The sequence below is a fragment of the Streptomyces sp. HD genome (assembly GCF_028369295.1).
Lineage (GTDB): Bacteria > Actinomycetota > Actinomycetes > Streptomycetales > Streptomycetaceae > Streptomyces.
Map to the genome: position 1 here is coordinate 141656 of NZ_JAQMYP010000015.1, position 24385 is coordinate 166040.

Sequence of the window (24385 nt, forward strand, 5' to 3'; positions counted from 1 at the left end):
GCCCGTTGTGGCCCGTCGCGCAGTTCCCCGCGCCCCTGGGGGCGTCGGCCGCGCCGTACTGTTCATGAGGTTCCGGCGTTCACCGCCTTCGCCGCCTTCCTGGCTGCCACCAGTACCGGGTCCCACACCGGAGAGAACGGAGGCGCGTAGCCCAGGTCCAGGGACACCATCTGTTCCACCGTCATCCCGGCCGTCAGTGCCACCGCCGCGATGTCCACGCGTTTGCCCGCGCCCTCCTTGCCGACGATCTGTGCGCCCAGGAGTCGGCCGGTGCGGCGTTCCGCGAGGAGTTTGACCGTCATCATCGCGGCGCCCGGGTAGTAGCCCGCGCGGCTCGTGGACTCGATCGTCGCCGTCACGTACTGCAGGCCCGCCCTGCGCGCGTCCTTCTCGCGCAGGCCCGTGCGGGCGATCTCCAGGTCGCAGACCTTGCTGACGGCCGTGCCGACCACGCCGGGGAAGGTGGCGTAACCGCCGGCCGCGTTCGTGCCGATGACCTGGCCGTGTTTGTTGGCGTGGGTGCCGAGGGGGATGTGGCGTTCGCGGCCGGAGACCAGGTCGAGGACCTCCACGCAGTCGCCGCCCGCCCAGATGTTCTCGTGGCCGCGTACGCGCATGGCCAGGTCGGTCAGCAGGCCGCCGTGGTCGCCGAGGGGGAGGCCGGCCGCTCGCGCGAGCTCGGTTTCCGGGTGGACTCCGATGCCCAGGACCACCACGTCCGCCGGGTATTCGGTGTCCTCCGTGGCCACCGCGCGGACGTGACCGTCCTCGCCGGTGAGGATCTTGGTGACCTCGGCGTCGTTGACCATCGTGATGCCCAGGCCCTCCATGGCCTCGTGCACCAGACGGCCCATGCCCGCGTCGAGCGTGGACATGGGCTCGCTGCCACGATTGACGACCGTCACCTCGTAGCCGCGGTTGATCAGCGCCTCCGCCATCTCCACGCCGATGTAACCGGCGCCCACCACGACCGCGCGGCGGCCACGCGTGCGTGCCAGCGTGTCGATCAGGGCCTGGCCGTCGTCCAGGGTCTGCACGCCGTGGACGCCGGGGGCGTCGGCAGCCGGCATGTCCGGGCGGATCGGGCGGGCCCCGGTCGCGATCACGAGCTTGTCGTACGACGTCCAGGACTCGGCGCCGGAATCGACGTCACGCGCGCGTACCCGCCCCCCGGCCACGTCGATCTCCGTGACCTCCGTGCGCATGCGCAGGTCGATGTCCCGCGCGCGGTGCTCCTGCGCCGTCCGGGCGATCAGCCGGTCGCGTTCGAGGACGTCACCGCCCACCCAGTACGGGATGCCACAGGCCGAGAAGGAGGTGAAGTGACCGCGTTCGAACGCCACGATCTCCAGTTCGTCGGCGCTCTTCAGGCGCCGCGCCTGCGACGCCGCGGACATTCCCGCGGCGTCGCCCCCGATCACGATCAGTCGCTCTCGCGTATTCGGCACACCCGGCACACCCGTCGCGGTACTCGCACCACTCATGCTCATGCGAACACGCTACGAGCGCCCGGCATTTCAGTCCTGCCCGCCACCCTGCCCGTCACCCTGCGCACCGCCCTGTCCGCCGACGTTCCCGTCACCCGCGCGCGTGGGCCGCGGCGCCGGGTGGGCCGTCGGCAGCGGGCCCAGTGCCGTCGTCGCGGGCGCCGCGGCCGGGCGGCGCGGCAGCCGGGGGCGCAGGACCTTCAGCCACAGCAGCACGATCAGCGCCGCCACCGCGGCGAAGGGCAGCACGGCGCCGAACGTCACCGCCAGCCAGCGCAGCATCGTCACGAACGCGTTCCAGCCGCCCGCGAGCGCGTCCAGGAAGCCGGGATCGTCGTCCTTCGCGGCCTTCTTCACCGGCGTCTCGGAGAGGGAGAGGGTGATGGTGGCCAGGCTGGTGCGGTCCTTCAGGGACGTCTGCTGGGCCAGCAGCGCCTCCAGGTCGGCCTGGCGGGTGCTCAGCTCGCCCTCCAGCGTGACCACGTCGCTGAGCTTGGTCGCCCGGTCCATCAGCTCCCGGATCCGGGCCACGCTGGCGCGCTGCGACTTGATCCGGCTCTCCACGTCGACGACCTGGTCGGTGACGTCCTGCGCCTTGGCACTGCGCTCGATCAGCCTGCCCGCGCCCTCCAGTTCCGTGAGGACCTCGGTGTACCGGTCGACGGGGACCCGCAGGACGACGCGGGTGCGCTCATGGCCCTCGTCGTCGCGGGTCGTGGTCTCGTTGCCGACGTAGCCGCCCGCGTTCTCGGTGGTGGCGCGGGCCTCGTCCAGGGCCTTCGGCACGTCCTTGACCCGCACCGTCAGCGAGGCCGTACGGATGATGTGGCTCGCGCTCACCTTGGGCGCCGAGGAGGCCCGGCCGGCGCCGGAGCCGCTGTCCGGGGCGCCCTCCCGCGCACTCGCCTGCGGCTGCGCCGCATCGGCGGCCGCGTCCCCGGCGGCCTTGCTGGAGCCCCCCGAGTCGTCGGAGGCGCTGCAGCCGGTGAGCGTCAGGGCGGCGGCCAGCACAAGGCCGGCCAGGGCCTGAACTGGTCGTGCGGATCGTGCGGATCGTTGTGCGCGCATCTGGGCGTACCCCCGAGGGTCGTCGTGACGACTGACGCTTCTTCGACGCGGGGGCGCGGCGGAACGTTGGCGGGAAACGGTCCCGATGCGGTCACGGTCGGGACTCGTGGAGGACACCGGTGCCCGGAAGATTGTCAGTGGGGTCTGAGAGGGTGTGGCCATGCGCGAAGCACAGACTCGTACGGAAACGGGCCAGGTCGTCGTCATCGGGGGCGGTATCGCGGGGCTCGCCGCGGCGCATCGCCTGCTGGACACGGGCCGGCGGGTGACCGTGCTGGAGGCGTCGGACCGGCTCGGCGGCAAGCTGCTGCCCGGCCGGATCGCCGATGTGCGCGTGGACTTCGGCGCCGAGTCGATGCTGGCCCGCCGGCCCGAGGCCGTCGCCCTCGCCCGCGAGGTGGGCCTCGCCGGCCGGCTCCAGCCGCCCGCCACCGCGACCGCCTCGATCTGGACTCGCGGCGCCCTGCGCCCGATGCCCAAGGGGCATGTGATGGGCGTCCCCGGCACCGCGTCCGCCCTCGCCGGAGTGCTGTCCGAGGACGGCCTGGCCCGCATCGAGCGCGACGCCGACCTTCCCCGCACCGAGGTCGGGGACGACGTGGCGGTCGGTGAGTACGTGGCGGCCCGCCTCGGCCGGGAGGTCGTCGACCGTCTGGTCGAGCCCCTGCTCGGCGGTGTCTACGCGGGCGACGCGTACCGCATCTCGATGCGCTCGGCGGTCCCGCAGCTCTACCAGGCCGCGCTGACCCACGACTCCCTCACCGAGGCCGTCCGCGAGATCCAGGCCAGGGCCGCCGCCAACCAGCAGACCGGGCCGGTGTTCATGGGCATCGAGGGCGGCGTCGGCCGGCTTCCCCTCACGGTCGCGGAGTCGGTGCGCGCGAGGGGCGGCGAGATCGTGACCGGCGCGCCGGTGACCGAGCTGCGCCGCGAGGCGCCGACCGGATGGCGCGTCGTCGCCGGCGACCGGGTGCTGCACGCCGAGGCGGTCGTGGTCGCCGTACCCGCCCCGGCCGCCGCCGGCCTGCTGCGCGCCGAGGCCCCCGAGGCCGCCGCCGAGCTGGCCGGCATCGAGTACGCCTCCATGGCCCTGGTCACCCTCGCCTACCGCCGCGCCGACACCGACCTCCCCCCGGGCAGCGGCTTCCTGGTGCCGCCGGTCGACGGGCACACCATCAAGGCGTCGACGTTCGCCTCGCAGAAGTGGGGCTGGATCGCCGACGAGAACCCGGACGTGGTGGTGCTGCGCACCTCCGTCGGGCGGTACGGCGAGACGGAGATCCTGCGGCGCGACGACGACCACCTCGTGGACGTCTCCCGCCGGGACCTCAAGGCGGCGACCGGCCTCGACGCCACCCCCCTGGAAACCCGCGTCACCCGCTGGACCGACGGCCTGCCCCAGTACCCGGTCGGCCACCACGCGCGCGTGGCCCGCGTCCGTGAGCACGTCGCCAAGCTGCCCGGCCTCGCGGTGTGCGGCGCGCAGTACGACGGCGTGGGCATCCCGGCCTGTATCGCGAGCGCCTACGCCGCGGTGGACCAGATCCACGGTGACCTGAGCGCTGTGCAGGAGCTCACCGCCCACCCGGTGCAGAGTCTGCACGGCGGAGCGGGAGAATAGGGGACATGAGTGACGACGCCTCCACCACCGAGTCCGGCAGGATCCCGAACAAGGGCAAGCTGGCCAAGGACCTCAACGATGTCATCCGCTACACCCTCTGGTCCGTCTTCAAGCTGAAGGACGTGCTCCCCGAGGACCGCGCGGGCTTCGCCGACGAGGTCCAGGAGCTGTTCGACCAGCTCGCCGCCAAGGACGTGAAGATCCGCGGCACGTACGACGTGTCCGGGCTGCGCGCCGACGCCGACGTCATGATCTGGTGGCACGCCGAGACCAGCGACCAGCTGCAGGAGGCGTACAACCTCTTCCGCCGCACCAGGCTGGGCCGCGCGCTCACGCCGGTCTGGTCGAACATGGCGCTGCACCGCCCCGCCGAGTTCAACCGCTCGCACATCCCGGCGTTCCTCGCCGACGAGACGCCGCGCAACTACGTCAGCGTCTACCCCTTCGTGCGCTCCTACGACTGGTACCTGCTGCCCGACGAGGACCGTCGCCGCATGCTCGCCGACCACGGCAAGATGGCCCGCGGCTTCCCGGACGTCCGCGCCAACACGGTCGCCTCGTTCTCGCTGGGCGACTACGAGTGGCTCCTGGCGTTCGAGGCCGACGAGCTGTACCGCATCGTCGACCTCATGCGCCATCTGCGGGCTTCCGAGGCCCGGATGCACGTCCGCGAGGAGGTGCCGTTCTTCACGGGGCGTCGTAAGAGCGTGGCCGAGCTGGTCGAGGGCCTCGCCTAGGAGGGTTCTTCGAAGTCACGCAGCCCCGCACCCCGTAAGGGGGCGCGGGGCTGCGTCAATGTGCGGCTCCGCCGCGTGGGCGCGATCGGCTAGGGACGGGCCGCGGCCTCATGACCGCGCTTGCGCGGAGCGCTCGGCTTCGGCTCGGGGTGCCCCGCGCACTCCGCCTGCCGTGCCGGGAGGCGGCCCTCCAGCAGATAGGCGTCGACATGACCGTTGACGCAGGCGTTCGGGCCGTACGCGATGCCGTGCGTGCCCGCGTCCCGCTCGGTCACCAGGACCGACCCCGACAGCCGCCGCTGCATCTCCAGCGCCCCCGCGTACGGCGTGGCGGCGTCCCGCTCGGCGGCCAGGATCAGGATCGGCGGCACCTCACCCGGCCCGGTCCGCACATCGAGGGGCTCCTGCCGGGGCGCCTGCCAGTAGGCGCACGGCAGGTTCATCCACACGTTGTCCCAGGTCTCGAACGGCGCCACCCGCGCGAGCTGGGTGTTGTCCCGGTCCCAGACCGCCCAGTCCGTCGGCCAGGGCGCGTCGTTGCACTCCACGGCCGTGTAGACCGCGCTTGAGTTCTCGTCCTCGGCCGCGGCCTCCGTCACCGGCGAGGCCAGCTCGACCAGCGGCTTCACATCGCCCTTCAGATACGCCGACAGCGCCTGCGCCCGCGCGGGCCAGTAGTCGTCGTAGTACCCGGCCTGCAGAAACGCCTCCTGCAACTGCCCGGGCCCGACCCTCCCGCCCGCCGGCTTCCCGGCCAGCCGCTCCCGCACCTTGTCGTAGCTGCGCAGCACCTCCTCGGCCGTGTCACCGAGGCCGTACACCCGGTCGTGCTTGGCCACCCACTCCCGGAAGTCCGCCCACCGTCCCTCGAACGCGGCCGACTGGGTGAGGTTGCTGCGGTACCAGATCTGGGCCGGGTCCGGGTTCACCGCCGAGTCGAACACCATCCGCCGCACATGGGAGGGGAAGAGGGTGGCGTACAGCGCGCCGAAGTAGGTGCCGTACGACGCGCCCATGAACGTCAGCTTCCGCTGGCCCAGCGCGGCGCGCAGGACGTCCAGGTCACGGGCGTTGTTGAGGGAGTTGTAGTGCCGCAGCGCACTGCCGGTGCGCCGGGCGCAGCCGCGTGCGTAGGCCTTCGCCCGGACGATGCGCTCGCGCTTGTACGACTCGGTGGGGTGCGTCGGCGCGTCCACGGGCCCCTTGAAGAACTGCTTGGGGTCCTGGCAGGACACCGGCGCGGACGGCCCCACACCGCGCGGGGCGTAGCCGACGAGGTCGTACGCCCCGGCCAGCCGCTTCCATGCGGGCAGGACACCGATCAGCGGGAAGTGCAGGCTGGAGGAGCCGGGCCCGCCCGGGTTGTAGACCAGGGCGCCCTTCGTCGGCACCCGGCGCTTGCTGTTCTGCGGGTCCTTGTGCGTGGCCGGCATCCTGCTGACGGTGAGCCGGATCTGCTTGCCCTCGGGGTGGGCGTAGTCGAGCGGGACGGAGACCTTGCCGCACTTCACGGTGGCCGGCAGGTCCAGCTTCTTGGGGCAGTTGCCGAAGGTGATACCGGCCGCCTCGGCGCGCGCGGCGGCCACCGCGGCGCCCTGCTGCTCGTCCGCCCGAGGGGCGGCGACGGCATCGGTGCTGCCGGCCGGGGCGGCGGAGAGGGTGGTCAGGAGCAGAGCCCCGGCGACCGAGTAGAGGGCGGGAGCTCTCATCACGTATCCCTTCAGTGCACGGCAGCGACAAAAGGGATATTTGGTTCGTCTGTTGATGAAGGCAAGCACCAGCCGCCGGTGTCGGCGTCATTGCCCCCGATGCGTCACCGGCGCCAACGGTGCGACCGCCTCGGCGCGAGGACGTGTCTCTTCAGGATGTGCCGGAATTGTCGGGCGGGGGGCTGGTGGCGGCCGGCGGCAGCGTGTAGGTCGGGGCCGGGGGCGAGGGTGGGGTCACCGGGACGGCCGGAGCGGGGTCGGCGGTCGGGCCGGGTGGCGTGGGGGGCGGGGTGAGCGGAGGGGTGCTGTCGGCGACCATGTCGCGGGCCATGGCGTCGTAGTCGACGTACCCGGTGGCCTCCAGGACCGTGATGTGGTCCAGCACCGTGGTGTTGGCGTCGTCGGCGAGCTTGCGGACGAGGGAGTTGCGGGTGCTTGCCCGCACCTGGGCGACGACCGAGAACACCTTGCCGTGCGCCAGTCGCAGGATGTTGGCGAACTGCCGGTCGTACTCCGCGCCCTGGGCCGAGTCCAGGGTCGCCAGCCATCCCTGCTGCTGCTCGGAGGGCTCGTTGGGCAACGCGAGGCTGAGCTTGGCGGCGACGTCGCGCACCCGCTCGTCGAGGAACGTGTGCCCCTGGACGAGGTGGCGCCCCGCGGTCCGTACGGCTTCGGTGGTGCCCTTCTGCTGCGCCTGCTCACCGGCGGGCAGCTCCCACAGGCCGGCCAGCCGGACCTTGGTGATGAACTCGCGGTCCAGTCCGGACAGCGGCCCGTACCCGGTGGAGACGGTCTCGGCGTTGAGCGCGTCCAGACCGGTCCCGGACCGGTCGGCGTACGACCAGATCGGGAAGATCATCGCCAACAGCGTCGCCGTCAGGCCCGTGATGATGAGCCCGGTGCCGCTGAAGATGCCTCGGCCGTTGATGGGTGGTCGCGGTCGCATGGTGCCTCCTGTTGCGGCACCGCACGTTAGTGCGCTTCGGGGGTTGGGTTGGCATATTACTTCGGGGTACGCCGGGGCCTACGCCAACTGCCGTACGGGACCGAATGGTTGCAACGGGGGTCGATACGGGCGAATAGGGGAGTGAGGGGGCGTGACGGTTCGTGGCGAAGGCGGGTGAAACGGTCACTGTGTCTTCGCTGTGCGCCCGGAATGTTAATCGACGCACACTCGCGGAGGCGGCACGCCTAGTCGCGGGGCGGCCGAGGGCGTACGCCGGGTACGCGAGGTGAGTCGGGGGCCGGGGTGGCTGCGCGCCGTGAGTCGGGGGGGGGCTGGGGTGGCTGCGCGAGGTGAGTCGGGGGGCTGGGGTGGATGCGCGCGGTGGGTCGGGTGCTCAGGCGGCCGCGCGAAGTGGGTAGGAGGCGGCGGCCGCGCGAAGTGAGTAGGAGGCGGCGGCTGCGCGAAGTGGGTAGGGGGCGCCGGCTGCGTTCACCGCCGCAGCAGCACCCGGCGCGTGGCCCGCGCCAGCCGCACCCCCGGCCGACGTGACCGCGGCTTCGGCCCCAACCGCTCCAGCCACCACTCCCGCAACTCCGCCCGCATCCGCGCGTCTTCGAGCCGCCCCTCGGACAGCAGATACCCGGCGAAGTCCAGCGCGTCGCGCCGATAGCCGTCGGACATCGGGTGCCCGTGCGTGTACGCGACGAAGGCCCGCCGATACCCCTGTCCGAGGATCACCGGCAACTCCGGCGCGACCTTCGCCACGACGTCCGCCCGCTTCCCGGCGAGCGCCCGAGCCTGTACCCCGAGCCGCACCCGGTCGAACCCCTCCGGCACCGGCGTCCCGGCGACCAGCGCGGACAACAGGGCGGCCTGCGCGAGGGCGAGCCGCTGACGGGCGAGCTCTACGGCCACGGCGACGGACGCCGAACCCTGCCCATGGGCTGCCGCCGGCTCACCGGCTGCCACCGCTTCACCGGCCGCGTCCGGCTCCTCGGCTGCCGCCTGTTCACCGGCTGCCTGCGTTTGAGGAGCTGCCTCTGGCTCCTCGGTTGTGGCCTGTTCAGGGGTGGTCTCCGGTTCACCGGCTGTCGCCTGTTCACCGGCTGCCTGCGTTTGAGGAGCTGCCTCTGGCTCCTCGGTTGTGGCCTGTTCAGGGGTGGTCTCCGGTTCACTGGCTGCTGCCTGTTCACCGGCTGCCTGCGTTTGAGGAGCTGCCTCTGGCTCCTCGGTTGTGGCCTGTTCAGGGGTGGTCTCCGGTTCACCGGCTGCCGCCTGTTCACCGGCCGCCTCCGGCTCACCAGCTGTCTCCGGCTCGTCCGCCGCCCCCTGCTCACCCGCGGCCTCCCGCAAGACAGCCACGGACTCCCGCAAGTCACCCGCGGCCTCCCGCGAGGCCCCCGCCTCGGTAGCCGTGGCCGTGCCGCCCGGGCCCGGTGTCGACGCCGTGTCCGTGTGTGCGAAGGCCCTCTCCCAGGAGGCCTCCCGTTCGGCGGCCCCCTTCTCCAGAGCTCCCCGAATCGCCGTCAGCTCCCGCTCCAGCTCACCCGGCTCGGGGAAGTTCTCGTCCCTCTCCAGCAGCACCCCCGGCGGGGACACCCGGGAGGCGAGGTCGGTGAGGATGTCGAGGACCGGCTGGGGGACGGGGTGGGCGTGGCTGTCGTGCCAGACGCCGTCCCGTTCGAAGCCGCCCGCGACATGGACGTACGCGATGGCCTCCAGCGGCAGCTCGGCGAGCGCCTTGGCCGGGTCCTCGTCTCGGTTGACGTGGTTGGTGTGCAGGTTGGCGACGTCGATGAGGAGCCGTACACCGGTGCGGTCGGCGAGCTCGTACAGGAACTGTCCCTCGGTCATCTCCTCGCCCGGCCAGGAGATGAGCGCGGCGATGTTCTCCACGGCGAGCGGCACGGGCAGCGCGTCCTGGGCGATACGGACGTTCTCGCACAGCACGTCCAAGGCGTCCCGGGTGCGGGGGACGGGCAGGAGGTGCCCCGCCTCCAGCCGCGGGGACGCGGTCAGCGCACCGCCCGCCCGTACGAACGCGATGTGCTCGGTGACCAGCGGCGACCCCAGCGCCTGCACCCGCTCGGCGAGGGCGGCCAGCCGGTCGGCGTCGGGCCGCTCCGCGCCGCCCAGCCCGAGCGAGACGCCGTGCGGAACGACGGTCACGCCGCGCTCCCGCAGCCGCAGAAGAGATTCCGGAAGGTGTCCGGGGCAGACGTTCTCGGCGACGGTCTCGACCCAGTCGATGCCCGGCATGCGCTCCACGGCGTCCGCGATCTCCGGACGCCATCCGATCCCCGTGCCCAGTCGCTCCATCGTCGTCCCCTCCTCGGCCTCTTCCGTACCCGCTGTCCCGTCTCCTCGGACGTGCCGGATGTGACGGGGGTATGGCCCCGGCACCGTGATCCGAACCCCCCGGGGACGACCTTCAGAGCAACATTTGAGGTTGGCGCCCACGCCCCGCACCTCACGGCCCACCACTGCCAGGAGGTACGGGCGTCGCGCCACGGATGTTCAGGTACGGCGCCCGCGCGGTGCGCCGTACAACTCTTTCGGCCCCTGTGGACGTCTCATACGGCACGGACCGCACTAGGCGCTGCCAAGGGGGGACCCGCTTTGTTACGCGTTCACTTCACCGCCGAGGATCTGGCACGCGTCACGGTCGCCACGGAGCTGGATCCGCTGTGGGAGACGATGCTCGGGGTTCAGCAGCTGGGCCAGGCCGTGCACGGGGTGCCCGCGCTGCAGTCCTGGCGGCGGCGGGCCCGGGGCGTCATCGGGCAGGCCGGGGCGGCCGCGGCGGTGCGGATGCTCGGCACCCTGCTGCCGGCCCGCGGCTACTTCCCGGACTTCCTCACCCCCGACGCGGCAGAGCACGGCCTCAAGTGCGGGCTGGACGCGATCCGCGGCACCCCGCCCGGGCGGTTGAGACTCGAACTGGGACAGCTCGCGGGCGGCACTCGGCCGCAGCGCCGGCCGCCCCCTGTCTGGGTGCGCAATCTCGCCTGCGGGGACCGCGAGGAGATGGCCGGCCTCACGGACGCCATCCGGGCCGTGCACGAGCGGGTGATCGCCCCCGACTGGACGGAGGCCGAGGCCCGGGTCGAGGGGGACCGCGCCCGCCGCGCCCGGACTCTGCGGGACGCCGGGCTGCACGGTCTGCTCGGTTCGCTGGGCCCGCTCGTGCGGTGGGAGCCGCCGGTGCTGCACGTGGACTATCCGGTGGACCGCGATCTGCGGCTGGCCGGGAGGGGGCTGCGGCTGATTCCGTCGTACTTCTGCCGGCGCGCCCCCATCGCGCTGGCCGACCCCCAACTGCGCCCGGTCCTCGTCTACCCCGTCGACCACGGCGCCTTCCGGGCCACGCGGGACACCTCCGGGACCACCCCGCAGGCACTGGCCGCGCTGCTGGGCCGCACGCGCGCGCGTACCCTGGCGGCGCTGCACGAGGCGGCCACCACCGGGGAACTCGCCCGCCGACTGCGCGTATCGCCCGCGTCCGCCAGCCAGCACGTGCATGTCCTGGTGGCCGCCAACCTCGCCCGCAGTCAGCGCGTCGGCAGCCAGGTGCTGCACACGCTGACACCGCTCGGTGCCGCGCTGCTGAGCGGCAGCTGTCCGCCACCGGAGCCATGACCTGCGGTTTTCGGCCCCTGCTGAAACGTATGGTCCGTCCGGCGCGGTACCCCTCACGCTGTTGGTGCCGAAGCCCGGGGGGCTCGACCGGCCCCCGAGTGCGTCACGGCACACCACATTCAGGGGGATCCCATGGCTCTGCAGCGGCTCGTCACCTTCGTGTCCTCGGCCGCCATGATCGCGGCGGCCTCACTGTTCGGGCTGAGCGCCGATGCCCGGGCCGCCGACGCCCAGGCCGCACCGAGGGCCGGCTGTTCGTCGATCGGCGGCGGGAAGTACAACTGCCATGTGTGGAGGACGGCTTCCACCTGGTGGTGCACCACCACCGACCAGACCGACAGCTGTGACGGCGTCCCGGCCGGAATCCTGTACGGCGGCACGAACTACTTCTACTGCCAGACCTGGGGCCACGAGTTCAGGTACGGCAGCTACTACAACCACTACTGGGCCCGCACGGACGACGACAGCGGCAACAAGCGCGTCTGGCTCCCCGTCGTCTGGATCAGCGGCGGCGTCAACGACGGCCCCATTCCCGGGCTCCCGCACTGCTAGGGGGCTTCTGATGGATCTCCGCGGCGTCGCGACGCCCGGCACGCCCTCTCGCCGCACCGGACGAAAGCCCTAGTAGCTCCGCTACGAGGACTTCCGCCCGGCACGCCGAGAGCACGCATCGAACGCCGCTCCTTCTCCCACGGAGATCCATCAGAAGCCCCCTAGGGCCATCCCGCCCCGACCGCACCACGTCTTCGTACTCGCCCTCTCCAGTGAAGGAACGCCCCCACATGGCAGACGAGTTGGTCCTGCGCGCCCAGAGATTCGTCAACCGGACCTATGGCGACAAGATCGGCATGACCGTGGAGGAGAACGGCCGTACCGGGTGGAGCACCATGTACGCCCTGACCAGGGCGCTGCAGTGGGAGCTCGGCATCAGCCCGGTCTCGGACTCGTTCGGCCCCACCACCCTGCGCACCCTGACGCAGAAGTTCCCCCGGCTCAACGCCACCACCGTGCCGTCGGCGAACTTCTGCCGCATCATCCAGTCCGCGATGTACTGCAAGGGCTACGACGGCGGCGACATCGACGGCATCTACAACGAGAACGTCCAGGCCGGCATCAGCAGGATGAAGCGGGACATGGGCGTCGACGGCGTCTACCCCGGCTCCGATCTGACCCCGAAGGTCTTCAAGGGCCTGCTGAACATGGACCCCTACGTCGTCGTCACCTACGGGGACCGGCCCGGCGACGAGGACATCCGCTCGATCCAGCGCTGGCTCAACGGGCGGTACATCCACCGCCAGGACTTCTTCGTGATCCCCTGCGACGGGCACCACTCCCGTGACGTGGCCAAGTCCATGCTGTTCGCCATCCAGTACGAGCTGGGCATGGCCGACGGCGTGGCCAACGGTGTGTTCGGACCCGCGACCCAGGCGGGCCTCAAGCAGCACACCCTCACCGTCGGCAGCACGGGCACCTGGGTGAACCTGTTCACCGCCGGCATGATCCTCAACCAGCGGCCGCACATCGCGTTCAGCGGCACCTTCACCTCCGAGCTGTCCTCGCAGGTGTTCGAGTACCAGGACTTCCTGCAGCTCTCACTGAGCGGCGACGGCGACTACTCCACCTGGGCGTCCCTGCTGGTCTCCTACGGCGACCAGTCCAGGTCGGGCTCCGCCTGTGACTGTGTCACCACCATCACCCCGGCCCGTGCCCAGGCCCTGCGAGCGGCCGGCTACTTCCGCGTGGGCCGCTACCTGTGCAACGTCCCGGGCGGCCGGGACAAGATGATCAAACCCGGCGAGCTCCAGACCATCGCGTCGAACGGCATGAGCTGCTTCCCGATCTACCAGACCTTCAGCAACGGCGCGTCCTACTTCACCTACAACCAGGGCACCCGCGACGGCCTGGACGCGATCGACTGGGCCAAGTACCACGGCTTCAAGGACGGCACCCGTATCTACTTCGCCGTCGACTACGACGCCTACGACCACGAGGTCACCTCCAACATCCTTCCGCACTTCAGGGGCATCCACCGCGCGGTGCAGGAGAACTCCCGCTACCGGATCGGCATCTACGGGCCGCGCAACGTGTGCCGCAGGGTGCGCGAGGCCGGGTACACCGACGCCAGCTTCGTCTCCGACATGTCCAGCGGGTTCTCCGGCAACCTGGGCTTCCCGATGCCCGGTGACTGGGCCTTCGACCAGATCGCCACCGTCTCCGTGGGGTCCGGTGACGGGGCCATCGAGATCGACAAGAACATCGTGTCGGGACGCGACCTCGGGCAGAGCAGCTTCGACCCCGGCGCCAGTACCGCCGGGCTGGACGTCGACTTCAACCCGGCGTACCGCGACGCCATGCTCCAGGAGGTGCGCTCGTACCTGGAGTCCATCGGGGTGCCCGAGACCGGCGGCGACGGCTGGACCGACAAGGACTGGGCGACCCTCGGCGGCATCTCCAACACCAAGGCGTTCGAGCTGGTCGTCTCCGCCGACTGGCTGTTCACCTCGCTCGCCCGCCAACTCCGGCTGCGCAAGGCCCTGATCCAGACTCCGGTGCTGTGGGAGCTGCGCAAGCTCAACCCGCTGGACTTCGCCGCCGACACGGCAGTCAAGGCAGGTGTGAAGGACGACTGCAGCACCGGCTGGGGCCAGATCTTCGCCTGGGTGGCGATCGAGGCCAGGAACTACTGCGTCCGGGAGGGCATCATCAACGGCCCGATCCTGGACCGGGGCCGGGACCTGGGATCGGTGTGGACCCAGCTGAACGAGGACGCGATCTACAACATCAAGACGGCGTCCTACCTGACGATCTACAACGCCCATCAGATCAGCCGGCCCCGACCGGCACCGGACACCGGCGAGGCCGACTCCGAGCAGATCCTCGCCCGCTACAACGGCCCCCTCACGGTGGACGGCAAGCCGAACGAGCCCGCCCTGGAGTACGGCCGTCAACTCATCGGCCTCTACCGGGTGTTGGAGAAGTACTACCGGCTCTCCCGCAACCAGTGACGCGCCGGCGACGGCAACGAGGACAGGCACCGACGGCAACGAGGACACGCACCGACGGCAAGGCGAAGACATGCCGGCGACGGCGAAGACATGAAAGTGAAGGGGACGACAGCGTGACAACTGGCATGGCAGGCATGACCCGACGCGATGCCGTCAGGCGCACCGCCGCCCTGGGCACCGTAGTTCTGGCCAGTGGCTCCCTGCTGACTCTGCCCACGGCGGCGTCGGCCGCGGAGAGACCCGGGCCCGGCACCGCAGCCGGACGGCCCACCTCGCCCAACGGCTGGGAGCTGGAGGAGCGGGCGAACGACGTCTCCACGGTGTGGACGCGCCGGGCCCCGGGCACCCCCTGCGACCTGGACGTACGCCTCGGCGACGTGGAGACCGTCCTGGTGCATGTCGTGCGGCGCTTCCACTACGAGATCGACGAACTGCGCGCCGGGGACCTGACCGGCTGGCGCGCACCGTCCCGGGTGCGGCTGGACCGGGCGGAGGGCAACCAGGCCTCCGGCACGGCCGTCGCGATCCGGCCCGGCTCCTACCCGCCCGGCGCGAAGGGTGGGTTCTTCCCGCCGCAGCTCCTGGTGGTCCGCGACATCCTCGCGGAGTGCGACGGCGTCGTTCGGTGGGGCGGGGACGACGACCGGCCCTACGAGGCGCTGTTCTCCATCGACGTACCGCCCGGTGACGAGCGGCTGACGGCGCTCGTGACCAGACTGCGCACCTGGGCCGAGGAGCCCGGCAAGGGTCCCGGAACCCCCGTGGACGTGACCTGACCGCCGCTTCACCTCGATCGACGCCCCGAAGCCGATAACCGGCTTCGGGGCGTCTTCCGTCATGTGCCACGCTGACCGAAAGCTGACGGAATCCTTTCGCCGTAGAGGTCTATACCGGTGTCGGTAACGCGCCCGCGTCGGCCGCGTGATCGTCCGTGGGTCCTTGGGGAGTCCCCGGGGGTGCGAGCGTGCCAGGTCAGCCGGATTTCCCCCGCCGGCCTTCCGGATCCGCATTGATTTCAGCCATCTGAAAACCGCGCAATGGATATCATTCAATGCGGAATAAAAGGGTCCGTTCGTGCGGTGAATGGCGTGAATTAAGTGTTGCCGGGAAGTCCCCGCGGCGAATCGGGCTGGTAGTTGATTTTTGCCTGTGGGAGAATATTCACAGGGATGGGTGGTCTCGTCCGAAAGGCTACGTCTGATCGGCTGCCCGTGCCGCGCGAGAATCAGCCGCCGAGACTGGGGGACAAGTCGGCTCATGAACTTGGTGGAGCGGGAAAAAGAACTGTCGATCATGAAGGGCATGCTTGACGCGGCCATGACCGGGCACGGCGGCGTGCTGTTGGTGAGTGGTGCGGTGGCGAGCGGAAAGACGGCGCTGCTACGCGCCTTCGAAGAGCGGGCGACTGCCGCTGGGGCACTGTTGTTGCAGGCCACGGCGTCGGACGCGGAGCGAGACATGCCCCTTGGGGTGATGGGGCAGCTGCTGCTCGCAATGGGGGCGCCGCACGAGGGTGTGGTCGGCGCCGCGCGGTCGCCGGACGGCGCCGCGCTTCCCGCGGCGGTCGTCACGGAACTGTGCGGGATTGTCCTCGAAAAGGCAAGGGAAAAGCCCGTGATGCTCATCGTCGATGATGTGCATCACATAGATTCGTATTCGGTTGAATGCCTGTTCTATCTGGCTCGCAGGATGACCAGAAAACGCATTCTTATGGTCCTCGCGGAGAGCAGCAGTGGGTTATTCGACAGTAGCCGCGTCCAGGTGGATTTTCTCCGTCTTCCGGGCTGCCGAAATATCCGGCTCGGCCCGCTGACCCGACGCGGTGTCGGCGACATGACCGGTGCCCATGGCGGAGAACGGTGGCGGACGCGCGCGCTCGTCGCACATCTGCACCGGACCGGTGGCGGCAATCCGCTGCTGACGAAGGCGCTCCTGGAGGACACGGCCGTGTCGCTCGCCGACGGCGACGCGCACGAACCCGATGCGTGCGTGCCGGGCGAGTCCTACGAGCGCGCCGTCACGGCGTGCCTCTACCGCGGCGACCCCGCGCTGCGGCACCTCGCCCGGGCGCTCGCCGTCCTCGGTCCGCAGGCCGCGCCCGCCGAACTGGCCGAAGTCCTGGGCACCGGCCGCGAGTCGGTGCACCGCGGCCTCTCCGCCCTCGGCGCCACCGGGCTGCTCGGCACCGGCTGGTTCCGGCACGAGGCGGGCCGCTGCGCGGTGCTGCGCGGCATGGAGCCCGCGGACCGGGCCCGCCTGGAGGCCCGCGTCGCCACGGTGCTGCACGAGCACGGCAGGTCCGCGACCGTGGTCGCCCGGCACCTGATGCTCGCCGAGCGCGTCGACGACGTATGGGCGCTGCCGACCCTGCTGGAGGCGGCCGACCGGGCGCTGGCCGACGACGACGTCGCCCTGGCGCTGTCCTGTCTGCGCGCCGCCCGTGATCTGTGCACCGACGAGGGGCGGGCCCTGGACATCAGGGCCGCGCTGACCCGGGCCGCCTGGCGGGTCAACCCGGCCATCGGCACCCGCTACCTGCCCGAGCTGACGACCGCCGCCCTGGCGGGCCGCCTCGGACACCGGCACTGCGCCGAACTGGTCGGCCATCTCCTGTGGTTCGGCCAGGTCGACCAGGCGCTCGCAGTTCTGCACACCGCTCAGCGCGGCGGCGCGGGCGCCGGACTGCGCCACCGGCTCGACGACATGCGGCTGTGGATGGCCCGCACGTACCCCGGACTGCCGCGCTCCCGCCGGGCCGAACGGGCCGACCCCGGCGGTACGGTACGGCGGGTGGTCCCGTCCCCGCGCAGCGTCCATGACCGGGTGGCGACCCTGGCACAGGCGGCCTCCGACCCCACGAGGGACGACGTCGTGGTCCGGGCGGAACAGATCCTCCAGGGCACCCGCCTCGACGACCACACGGTCCCCTCGCTGGTCACCACCCTGGACTCGCTCGTGCTCGCCGACCACCTCGACGAGGCGGCGTACTGGTGCGAGACGCTCCTCAAGGAGGCCACCGAGCGCGGCGCCCCCATGTGGCAGGCCCGGTTCGCGTCCGTCAAGGCCCGGATAGAGGTGCGCCTCGGCGGGTTGACCGCCGCCGAGGAGTCCGCGCGCACGGCGAACGTCCTCGTACCCGCCGAAGGCTGGGGTGTCGCCCTCGCGTCGCTCGTCGCGGTCGCCGTCTACGTGAACACCGCCATGGGCCGGCTCGGCGAGGCGGCCGACCAGCTCAGCGTGCCGGTCACCGAGGCGGCGTTCCAGACCCCCGACGGACTGCTCTACCTGTGGGCACGCGGCTGCTACTACCTCGCGGTCGGACGCCCCTACGCGGCGCTCGACGACTTCCGCGCATGCGGCGACACCATGACCGGCTGGGGCCTCGACCTGCCCGCCCTGGTGCCGTGGCGCACCGACGCCGCCCTGGCCCACCTGGCACTCGGCGACGAACGCCGCGCCCGCGCCCTGGCCGAGGAACAGCTCGCGCTGGTCGGCAAGGGAGCCGCATGGACGCGCGGGGTGTCGCTGCGGGTCCTCGCCCGCACCCTCGCCCCGTCGCGTCGCCTGCCGCTGCTGGGGGAGGCTGTCGAGATCCTGCAGGAGACCGGGCACCGGCTCGAACTCGTCCGTGCGACCGGCGAGTTGGCGCGCGCCCACCGCGAGCTCGGCGACCCCGGTCAGGCCCGCGCCTTCGCCCGCAGGGCACGCCAGCTCGCCGGCGAGTGCGGCATACCGGTCCCTGAAGCACCGCCCTCCCACACCGGCATGCCCGCCGCGCAGGACGGCGCGGGCACGCCCCGGACCCGGCAGCACCCGGTCGAACTCAGCGACGCCGAGCTGCGCGTGGCGACACTCGCCGCCCGGGGACTCACCAACCGGGAGATCGCCGCCAAGCTGTTCATCACGGTGAGCACCGTCGAACAGCACCTCACGCGCGCGTACCGAAAACTGGACGTCCAACGCCGCACCGACCTGATGGCCAAGATCGCCTCCGCCCCGGACCCCGACCAGGGACCGGGACACCGCCACCGCGCGGAGCGCCACCCGGCGTGAGAGGTCCGAGAAGAGGAGTCCTTCGGTCATCAGCGAGGTCACAACTCCCTGCGCGAGGTCACCACTGCCTGCCTGCCTGCCTGCCGGGCGGGCCTTACGGTCGGTTCCGCTCCGGTTGTTCTACGGGGCGGGCGGTCACAGCGCGGTCCGAAAGCGCGCCCGGGTCACAGGAGCCGGCGGGGCACGACAGCCGGTGCGCGGGACTCCGGCCGGGGACCGATCTGCCCCGATCCGGGCCTGTGGACGGGCGGTTCGCGCCGGTACGCTGCGATCTGCGCCCGGCGGACTGTGACCGGTGCGTGACGGGGGATCGGGCAGTCTCATGCGGCGTGATCAGGGGGGCCGCCGGCCCGGCCGGACGCGAGGAGTGTCGATGAGGGTGCTGGTGGTCGAGGACCACGCCGAACTCGCCCAGTCCGTGGCGCGGGTGCTGCGCCGCGAGGGCATGGCGGTGGACGTCACCTACGACGGCGCGGACGCGCTGGAACGCACGTCGGTCGTCGACTACGACGTCGTCGTCCTCGACCGGGATCTGCCCGGCGTGCACGGCGACGAGGTGTGCAGCCGGCTCGCCGACCAGCCGGTGCACGCCCGGGTACTGATGCTGACCGCGTCCAGCACCATCGCCGACCGCGTCGAGGGCCTGAGCCTCGGCGCGGACGACTACCTGCCCAAGCCCTTCGCCTACGCCGAACTCGTCGCCCGCATCCGCGCCCTCGGCCGCCGCTCCCAGCCGGCCGTGCCGCCCGTCCTCGTCCACGGCGATCTGCGGCTCGACCCGGCACGACGGATCGCGACCCGCGCCGCACGGCGTCTCGCGCTCACCCCGAAGGAACTCGCCGTCCTGGAGTACCTGCTCGCGGCCCAGGGGCGGGTGGTGTCGGCGGAGGAACTGCTGGAACGCGTGTGGGACGAGGCGACCGACCCCTTCACCACCACCGTCAAGGCGACCATCAACCGGCTGCGGCCCAAGCTCGGCGAACCGCCGCTGATCGAGACCGTCCCCCGCGGCGGCTACCGGATCTGAGGCACCATGCGACGTACCAAGCCCGCCGCCCCGCCGCTCGCCGGCGCCGCCCGCCTTCTCGCCGCCGCCGTACGCCGGCTGACACCCCGCCGGGTCCGGATGCGCCTCACCCTGCTGTACGGCGTGCTCTTCGTCGTCTCCGGCGCGGTGCTGCTCGCGATCACCTACCTGCTCGTCACGCACGCCTCGTCGAACGTCATCGTCGGCAGGGAGGGCGGCGACGTGTCCCGCACGACCCGGGGCCCCGGCTCCGGCCCCTCCCTCGGCCTGACGGACGGCACCCCGCCGAACCTGGACGCCGGCATGGGGAACCTGCGTGAACACGCCTACCGCCAGCATCAGCAGGGGCTGGAGAACCTGCTGGTGCAGGCCGGTATCGCCCTCGCCATCATGGCGGTGATCTCCATCGTGCTCGGCTGGCTGGTCGCCGGTCGGGTGCTGCGGCCGCTGCGCACCATGACGGGCACCATCCGCCGTATCTCCGCGCGCAACGTGCACGAACGGCTCGCCGTCGCCGGGCCCGCCGACGAACTGAAGGACCTCGCCGACACCGTCGACGGACTCCTGGGCCGGCTGGAGGTCGCGCTCGACTCGCATCGGCGCTTCGTCGCCAACGCCGCGCACGAACTGCGCACCCCGCTCACCCTGGAGCACGCGCTGGTGGAGGAGTCGCTCATGGACCGCGACGCCACCGTGGACTCCTACCGCTCCAACATGGAGCGCCTGCTGGCGAGCAGTCAGCAGCAGGCGCGTCTGCTGGAGTCGCTGCTCACCCTGTCCAGCAGCGAGCGCGGACTGGATCGCCGGGAGGCCGTCGACCTCGCCGACGCCGCCGAGCAGGCGGTCGGCATCCCGCGCCCCGACGCCGAACAGCGCGACCTCGACGTGCGGATCAGGACGTCGCCCGCCCCTGTGACGGGCGACGCCGCACTCGTGCAGCGGCTGGTGGCCAACCTCGTCGACAACGCCGTGGACTACAACGTCCCCGGCGGACACGTGCAGATCACCACGGCCACCAGGGGCCGGTACGCGGTGGTGCGGGTCGCCAACACCGGGCCCGAGGTCCCGCCGGACCAGGTCGAGCGGCTCTTCGAGCCCTTCCAGCGGCTCGGCCGCACCGCCGGCGGAGGCCATCACGGGCTGGGCCTGTCCATCGTCCGCACCATCGCCACCGCCCACGACGCCGTGCTCACCGCCCGCGCGCGGCCGGGCGGCGGACTGGTCGTCGAAGTCGCCTTCCCGGTGCGCAAGGACGCCGCGGTCCCCGCCCTGGCCCGGGCATGACGACGACCGGACGGTAATCACCCCGATAGGGGGCGGACGGGAATGACCCGGTAGGGGTCGGTAGGGGTGTCCAGGTCCGGAAAGGCGTTGTTAAGGTCGCCATGCGAACCGGTAAGTGGTAATGGGCACGAGATTCAGAGACTCGGCGAAACGTTCTGCCGCGGATTCGGCGTGGCCTGCGACGGCGGGAATGACGGGTTCCCTCCGTATGCGCGATGAGCGGGACCGGGTCACTAGGGGGAATTGAGTTGGCTACACCTGGCCACCCGCGCATCGATCGACTCATGGTTGTCGAAGTCGAGATCAGTTCTTTGTCCACGGGCGACTCGCCGAGGCTCTCCGGAGCCGATCAGGCACATGTGGAAGCCCTGGCGGCGGTGCAGACACCGCTGCCCCCGATCACCGTGCACCGCCCGACGATGCGGATCATCGACGGGGTGCACCGAGTACGCGCCGCTCAGGCCCGCGGCCAGAGCAAGATCGCGGCCAGGTTCTTCGACGGCGACACCGCCGACGCCTTCGTCCTGGCCGTGGAGTCCAACATCGCCCACGGGCTGCCGTTGACCACCGCGGACCGCAAACGCGCCGCGGACCGGATCATCAGCACCCACCCGCAGTGGTCGGACCGCATGATCGCCTCGGTCACCGGCATCGCACCGGGAACCGTCGCCGACATACGGCGGCGTTCGCAGGACGGCGCGGCGGGGCGGACGAGCAGGATCGGCCAGGACGGCCGGGTCCGCCCGGTCAGCGGCGCCGAGGGCCGCAGGCTGGCCAGCGAGATCATCGCCGAGAACCCGAGCCTGTCGCTGCGTCAGGTGGCCCGGGCCGCCTGCATCTCACCCGAGACCGTCCGCGACGTACGCAACCGCATGATGCGCGGAGAGGACCCGCAGCCACCGGGCCGACGGCAGAACCAGCGCCCAGAGGCCACCCACCGCGGGCCACTCGGGCCCGTCGGCGTGCCCCCGCGCGCCTCGGCCCAGGACCGGGCCGCACTCGTGGAGCGCCTCAAGGCGGACCCGGCGCTGCGGTTCAGCGACACCGGGCGCACCCTGCTGCGGCTGCTGAACCTCCACACCCTCGACACCGAGGAATGGGAGCGCATCGTCGACCGGGTCCCACCGCACTGCGGCGGCGTAGTCGCCCACCTCGCCAAGGAATGCGCCGAGATGTGGGCGGAGTTCGCGGAACGCGTCCAGCGCAAGGTCGCCGAGACGGCATAGCGCGCAGCGGAGTGTCCAACCGGCCGTTTTACACGGTCGGACAGCGTTTCTTCGGTGAATTCAGGCACCCGGGAATTCAGAGTTCCCGGGTGCTCGGGCATGCCATTTTCCGGTATATCGAATTGCCCACCGTCGGCCCTGGTCGGAGAAAAACCAGAACGGTAGTGTCCTGGTACGTGTGAAGCCGATGGAATGACGTATCCCAGGAGGTTTCCGTCGCGTGTTAATCAGCCAAGGTCCTGGTGGAATTACCGTCGGAGACCCGAACTCGTCCGACAGCAGGAACAAGAGGGAATCCCTGCGGCCCGGCACACCGCGCCGCGCCCTCACCTACATACGGCCGCACCGCCGCTCCCTGCTGTTCCTGCTGCTCACCACCGTGGTCGACTCGCTCGTCATCGTGGCGACACCGCTGCTGCTGAAGGAGATCATCGACAAGGGAATCCTCAAGGACGACCTGGGCCTCGTCATGGCCCTCGCCCTCACCGCCGCCGGACTCGCCGTGGTCGACTCGGTGATGCAGCTCGGCCAGAGCTACTTCTCCGGCCGTATCGGCCAGGGAGTCAGCCACGATCTGCGCGTCCAGACCTTCACCCACGTCCAGCGCCAGCCCATGGCGTTCTTCACCCGCACCCAGACCGGGCTGCTCACCAGCAGGCTCAACGCGGACGTCATGCTGGCCCAACAGGCCCTCGGTCTGCTGCTGACCTCGGCGACCAGTGTGCTCACCGTCCTGCTGGTCCTGGCCGAGATGTTCTACCTCTCCTGGCTGATCAGCCTGATCGCCGTGGCCCTGCTGCCGCTGTTCGTCGTGCCGGGCATCTACGTCGGCCGGCGCCTGCAGCGCTACTCCAGGGAACAGATGCAGTCCAACGCGGAGTTGGCGGGCATCGTCCAGGAGCGGTTCAACGTCAGCGGCGCGATGCTCGCCAAGCTGTACGGCCGCCCCAGGGCGGAGGCCGCCGCCTTCTCGGCACGCGCCGGCAAGGTGCGTGACGTCGGCGTGAAGTGGACCGTGTTCAGCCGGCTGTCGTTCATCTCCATGGGCCTGCTCGCCGCGCTCGCGACGGCGCTGGTCTACGGAGCCGGCGGCGCCCTCGTGCTGGACGACGTGTTCCAGATCGGCACCCTCGTCGCCCTCGCCGTACTCCTCGGCCGGCTGTACGGCCCCATCACCCAGCTGTCGGGCATGCAGGCGAACGCCCTGACCGCGCTGGTCAGCTTCGACCGCCTCTTCGAACTGCTCGACCTCAAGCCGCTCATCGAGGAGAAGCCCGGCGCGACCCCGCTGCCGTCGCCGGGATCGGGCCCCGCACCGCGCATCGAGTTCGACCAGGTGTCCTTCCGCTACCCGAGCGCCAGTGAGGTGTCCCTGGCGTCCCTGGAGTCCAACGCACACTCCCCGGGGGAGCGTTCGAGGAAGAGCCCGCAGGTCCTGCACGAGCTGTCCTTCGAGCTGCCGCCCGGCCGGCTCACCGCACTCGTCGGCCCGTCGGGCGGCGGCAAGACGACCATGACGCACCTGGTGTCCCGCCTCTACGACCCCACCTCCGGCAGCGTCCGCCTGGACGGCCACGACCTGCGGGACGTCACCCTCGACTCACTGCGCGACACCGTGGGCGTGGTCACCCAGGACGCGCACTTCTACCACGACACCATCCGCGCGAACCTGTCGTACGCCCGCCCCGAGGCCACCGAACCCGAACTCATGACGGCCTGTGACGCGGCGCAGATAGGGGAGCTGATCCGCTCGCTGCCCAGCGGCCTCGACACCGTCGTCGGGGACCGCGGCTACCGCCTCTCGGGCGGCGAGAAACAACGCCTCGCCCTGGCCAGGCTCATGCTCAAGGCCCCCTCCGTCGTCATCCTCGACGAGGCCACCGCCCACCTGGACTCCGAGTCGGAGGCGGCCGTCCAACGCGCGCTGACCACCGCCCTGCGCGACCGGACCTCCCTGGTCATCGCGCACCGCCTGTCCACCATCCGCGAGGCCGACCAGATCCTCGTCATCGACCGGGGCCGGGTCCGCGAACGCGGCACCCACGAGGAGCTCCTGGCGGCCGGGGAACTTTACGCCGAGCTCTACCGCACCCAGTTCGACCGACCGGCCGTCCGCGCCAACGGCTCCGACGGACAACTCGGGGCCGCCGCACGGCCGCAGGTCATGAGCCTCGGGGACGGTCCGGTCATGGGCGGCGGTCCGATGCTCGGCACTGGGCCGATGCCCGGTGCGGGCCAGCTGGCCGGCGGCGACGGACTCGTGCTCGGCGGCGGCGTGCCACCGGGCGGCGACTAGGCGCTCCGCTGGGGGAGCCGTGATGGGGCCGTGGGTCGTCTGCCGGTTCGTCGTCTGCCGGTTCGTTGTGGCTGGTCGCGCAGTTCCCCGCGCCCCTTAGGGCGTTGCCGGACAGGGCGCTGCCCAGCGGCAGCCACGGCCACGAGACCCACGGCCGTGAGAGCCACGGCCATGAGACCCGCGGCCATGAGAGCCGCGGCCATGAGACCCGCGGCCATGAGAGCCGCGGCCATGAGAGCCACGGCCATGAGAGCCGCGGCCATGAGACCCGCGGTGACGAGAGCCGC

16 protein-coding genes are annotated in these 24385 nt (G+C 71.3%); 11 read left to right on the top strand and 5 right to left on the bottom strand.

Annotation, left to right across the window (positions count from 1 at the left end; genetic code table 11):
* Positions 1-62 precede the first annotated feature (62 nt).
* Together POF73_RS17170 and POF73_RS17175 are read right to left on the bottom strand one after the other, a co-directional pair.
* Positions 63-1490, bottom strand: a complete 1428-nt coding sequence (locus POF73_RS17170) for an FAD-dependent oxidoreductase (RefSeq protein ID WP_272116073.1) — start codon at positions 1488-1490, stop codon at positions 63-65.
* 27 nt (positions 1491-1517) lie between these two features.
* Complete coding sequence (locus tag POF73_RS17175; RefSeq protein ID WP_272116075.1) at positions 1518-2555, bottom strand: DUF4349 domain-containing protein; 1038 nt, start codon at positions 2553-2555, stop codon at positions 1518-1520.
* 160 nt (positions 2556-2715) lie between these two features.
* Here POF73_RS17175 and hemG point away from each other — a divergent pair, with 160 nt between their 5' ends.
* Positions 2716-4176, top strand: coding sequence for a protoporphyrinogen oxidase (gene hemG, locus POF73_RS17180; RefSeq protein WP_272116077.1), 1461 nt, complete (start codon positions 2716-2718; stop codon positions 4174-4176).
* Between the two features lie 5 nt (positions 4177-4181).
* Positions 4182-4913 carry a hydrogen peroxide-dependent heme synthase gene (gene hemQ / locus POF73_RS17185; RefSeq protein ID WP_272116079.1) on the top strand — a complete coding sequence of 244 codons (732 nt, stop codon included), beginning with the start codon at positions 4182-4184 and terminating at the stop codon, positions 4911-4913.
* Positions 4914-5002: 89 nt separating this feature from the next.
* Here hemQ and POF73_RS17190 read toward each other — a convergent pair whose 3' ends face one another.
* From POF73_RS17190 to POF73_RS17200, 3 genes are all read right to left on the bottom strand, one after another.
* On the bottom strand, positions 5003-6622 hold the full coding sequence (locus POF73_RS17190; protein WP_272116082.1) for an alpha/beta hydrolase: 1620 nt from the start codon (positions 6620-6622) through the stop codon (positions 5003-5005).
* 151 nt (positions 6623-6773) lie between these two features.
* Positions 6774-7568, bottom strand: a complete 795-nt coding sequence (locus tag POF73_RS17195; RefSeq protein ID WP_272116084.1) for a DUF4142 domain-containing protein — start codon at positions 7566-7568, stop codon at positions 6774-6776.
* A gap of 489 nt (positions 7569-8057) precedes the next feature.
* Entirely contained in the window at positions 8058-9887 is a 1830-nt protein-coding gene (locus POF73_RS17200; RefSeq protein WP_272116086.1) for a multinuclear nonheme iron-dependent oxidase, read from the bottom strand.
* 300 nt (positions 9888-10187) lie between these two features.
* On the opposite strand from POF73_RS17200, the gene POF73_RS17205 reads away from it, so the two are divergent.
* The 9 genes from POF73_RS17205 to POF73_RS17245 all read left to right on the top strand — a co-directional run bounded on the left by POF73_RS17205 (position 10188) and on the right by POF73_RS17245 (position 24098).
* Complete coding sequence (locus tag POF73_RS17205; protein WP_272116088.1) at positions 10188-11207, top strand: ArsR/SmtB family transcription factor; 1020 nt, start codon at positions 10188-10190, stop codon at positions 11205-11207.
* A gap of 132 nt (positions 11208-11339) precedes the next feature.
* Positions 11340-11759: a hypothetical protein gene (locus tag POF73_RS17210; protein ID WP_272116090.1), complete on the top strand. Its 420-nt coding sequence runs from the start codon at positions 11340-11342 to the stop codon at positions 11757-11759.
* A gap of 230 nt (positions 11760-11989) precedes the next feature.
* Positions 11990-14212 (top strand): glycoside hydrolase domain-containing protein, encoded by a 2223-nt coding sequence (locus POF73_RS17215; protein ID WP_272116092.1) that lies wholly within the window; start codon positions 11990-11992, stop codon positions 14210-14212.
* 134 nt (positions 14213-14346) lie between these two features.
* Positions 14347-14988, top strand: a complete 642-nt coding sequence (locus POF73_RS17220; protein WP_272116094.1) for a hypothetical protein — start codon at positions 14347-14349, stop codon at positions 14986-14988.
* Between the two features lie 481 nt (positions 14989-15469).
* Complete coding sequence (locus POF73_RS17225) at positions 15470-18265, top strand: AAA family ATPase (protein WP_272116096.1); 2796 nt, start codon at positions 15470-15472, stop codon at positions 18263-18265.
* A 373-nt stretch (positions 18266-18638) separates the two neighbouring features.
* Positions 18639-19292, top strand: coding sequence for a response regulator transcription factor (locus POF73_RS17230; protein WP_272116098.1), 654 nt, complete (start codon positions 18639-18641; stop codon positions 19290-19292).
* 6 nt (positions 19293-19298) lie between these two features.
* A complete protein-coding gene (locus POF73_RS17235) occupies positions 19299-20576 on the top strand; it encodes a sensor histidine kinase (RefSeq protein WP_272116100.1) in 1278 nt (425 codons plus the stop codon).
* Positions 20577-20860: 284 nt separating this feature from the next.
* Positions 20861-21802 (top strand): ParB/RepB/Spo0J family partition protein, encoded by a 942-nt coding sequence (locus tag POF73_RS17240; RefSeq protein WP_272116102.1) that lies wholly within the window; start codon positions 20861-20863, stop codon positions 21800-21802.
* Between the two features lie 220 nt (positions 21803-22022).
* Positions 22023-24098 carry an ABC transporter ATP-binding protein gene (locus tag POF73_RS17245; protein WP_272116105.1) on the top strand — a complete coding sequence of 692 codons (2076 nt, stop codon included), beginning with the start codon at positions 22023-22025 and terminating at the stop codon, positions 24096-24098.
* Positions 24099-24385: the final 287 nt, after the last annotated feature.

Bases quoted from the DNA above. Each gene is read 5' to 3' on its own strand.
- POF73_RS17175 (WP_272116075.1), bottom strand. From the start codon at position 2,555: ATGCGCGCACAACGATCCGCACGATCCGCACGACCAGTTCAGGCCCTG.
- POF73_RS17220 (WP_272116094.1), top strand. From the start codon at position 14,347: ATGACCCGACGCGATGCCGTCAGGCGCACCGCCGCCCTGGGCACCGTA.
- POF73_RS17170 (WP_272116073.1), bottom strand. From the start codon at position 1,490: ATGAGCATGAGTGGTGCGAGTACCGCGACGGGTGTGCCGGGTGTGCCG.
- POF73_RS17235 (WP_272116100.1), top strand. From the start codon at position 19,299: ATGCGACGTACCAAGCCCGCCGCCCCGCCGCTCGCCGGCGCCGCCCGC.
- POF73_RS17240 (WP_272116102.1), top strand. From the start codon at position 20,861: ATGGTTGTCGAAGTCGAGATCAGTTCTTTGTCCACGGGCGACTCGCCG.
- POF73_RS17210 (WP_272116090.1), top strand. From the start codon at position 11,340: ATGGCTCTGCAGCGGCTCGTCACCTTCGTGTCCTCGGCCGCCATGATC.
- POF73_RS17190 (WP_272116082.1), bottom strand. From the start codon at position 6,622: ATGAGAGCTCCCGCCCTCTACTCGGTCGCCGGGGCTCTGCTCCTGACC.
- POF73_RS17200 (WP_272116086.1), bottom strand. From the start codon at position 9,887: ATGGAGCGACTGGGCACGGGGATCGGATGGCGTCCGGAGATCGCGGAC.
- POF73_RS17195 (WP_272116084.1), bottom strand. From the start codon at position 7,568: ATGCGACCGCGACCACCCATCAACGGCCGAGGCATCTTCAGCGGCACC.
- POF73_RS17225 (WP_272116096.1), top strand. From the start codon at position 15,470: ATGAACTTGGTGGAGCGGGAAAAAGAACTGTCGATCATGAAGGGCATG.
- hemG (WP_272116077.1), top strand. From the start codon at position 2,716: ATGCGCGAAGCACAGACTCGTACGGAAACGGGCCAGGTCGTCGTCATC.
- hemQ (WP_272116079.1), top strand. From the start codon at position 4,182: ATGAGTGACGACGCCTCCACCACCGAGTCCGGCAGGATCCCGAACAAG.
- POF73_RS17230 (WP_272116098.1), top strand. From the start codon at position 18,639: ATGAGGGTGCTGGTGGTCGAGGACCACGCCGAACTCGCCCAGTCCGTG.
- POF73_RS17215 (WP_272116092.1), top strand. From the start codon at position 11,990: ATGGCAGACGAGTTGGTCCTGCGCGCCCAGAGATTCGTCAACCGGACC.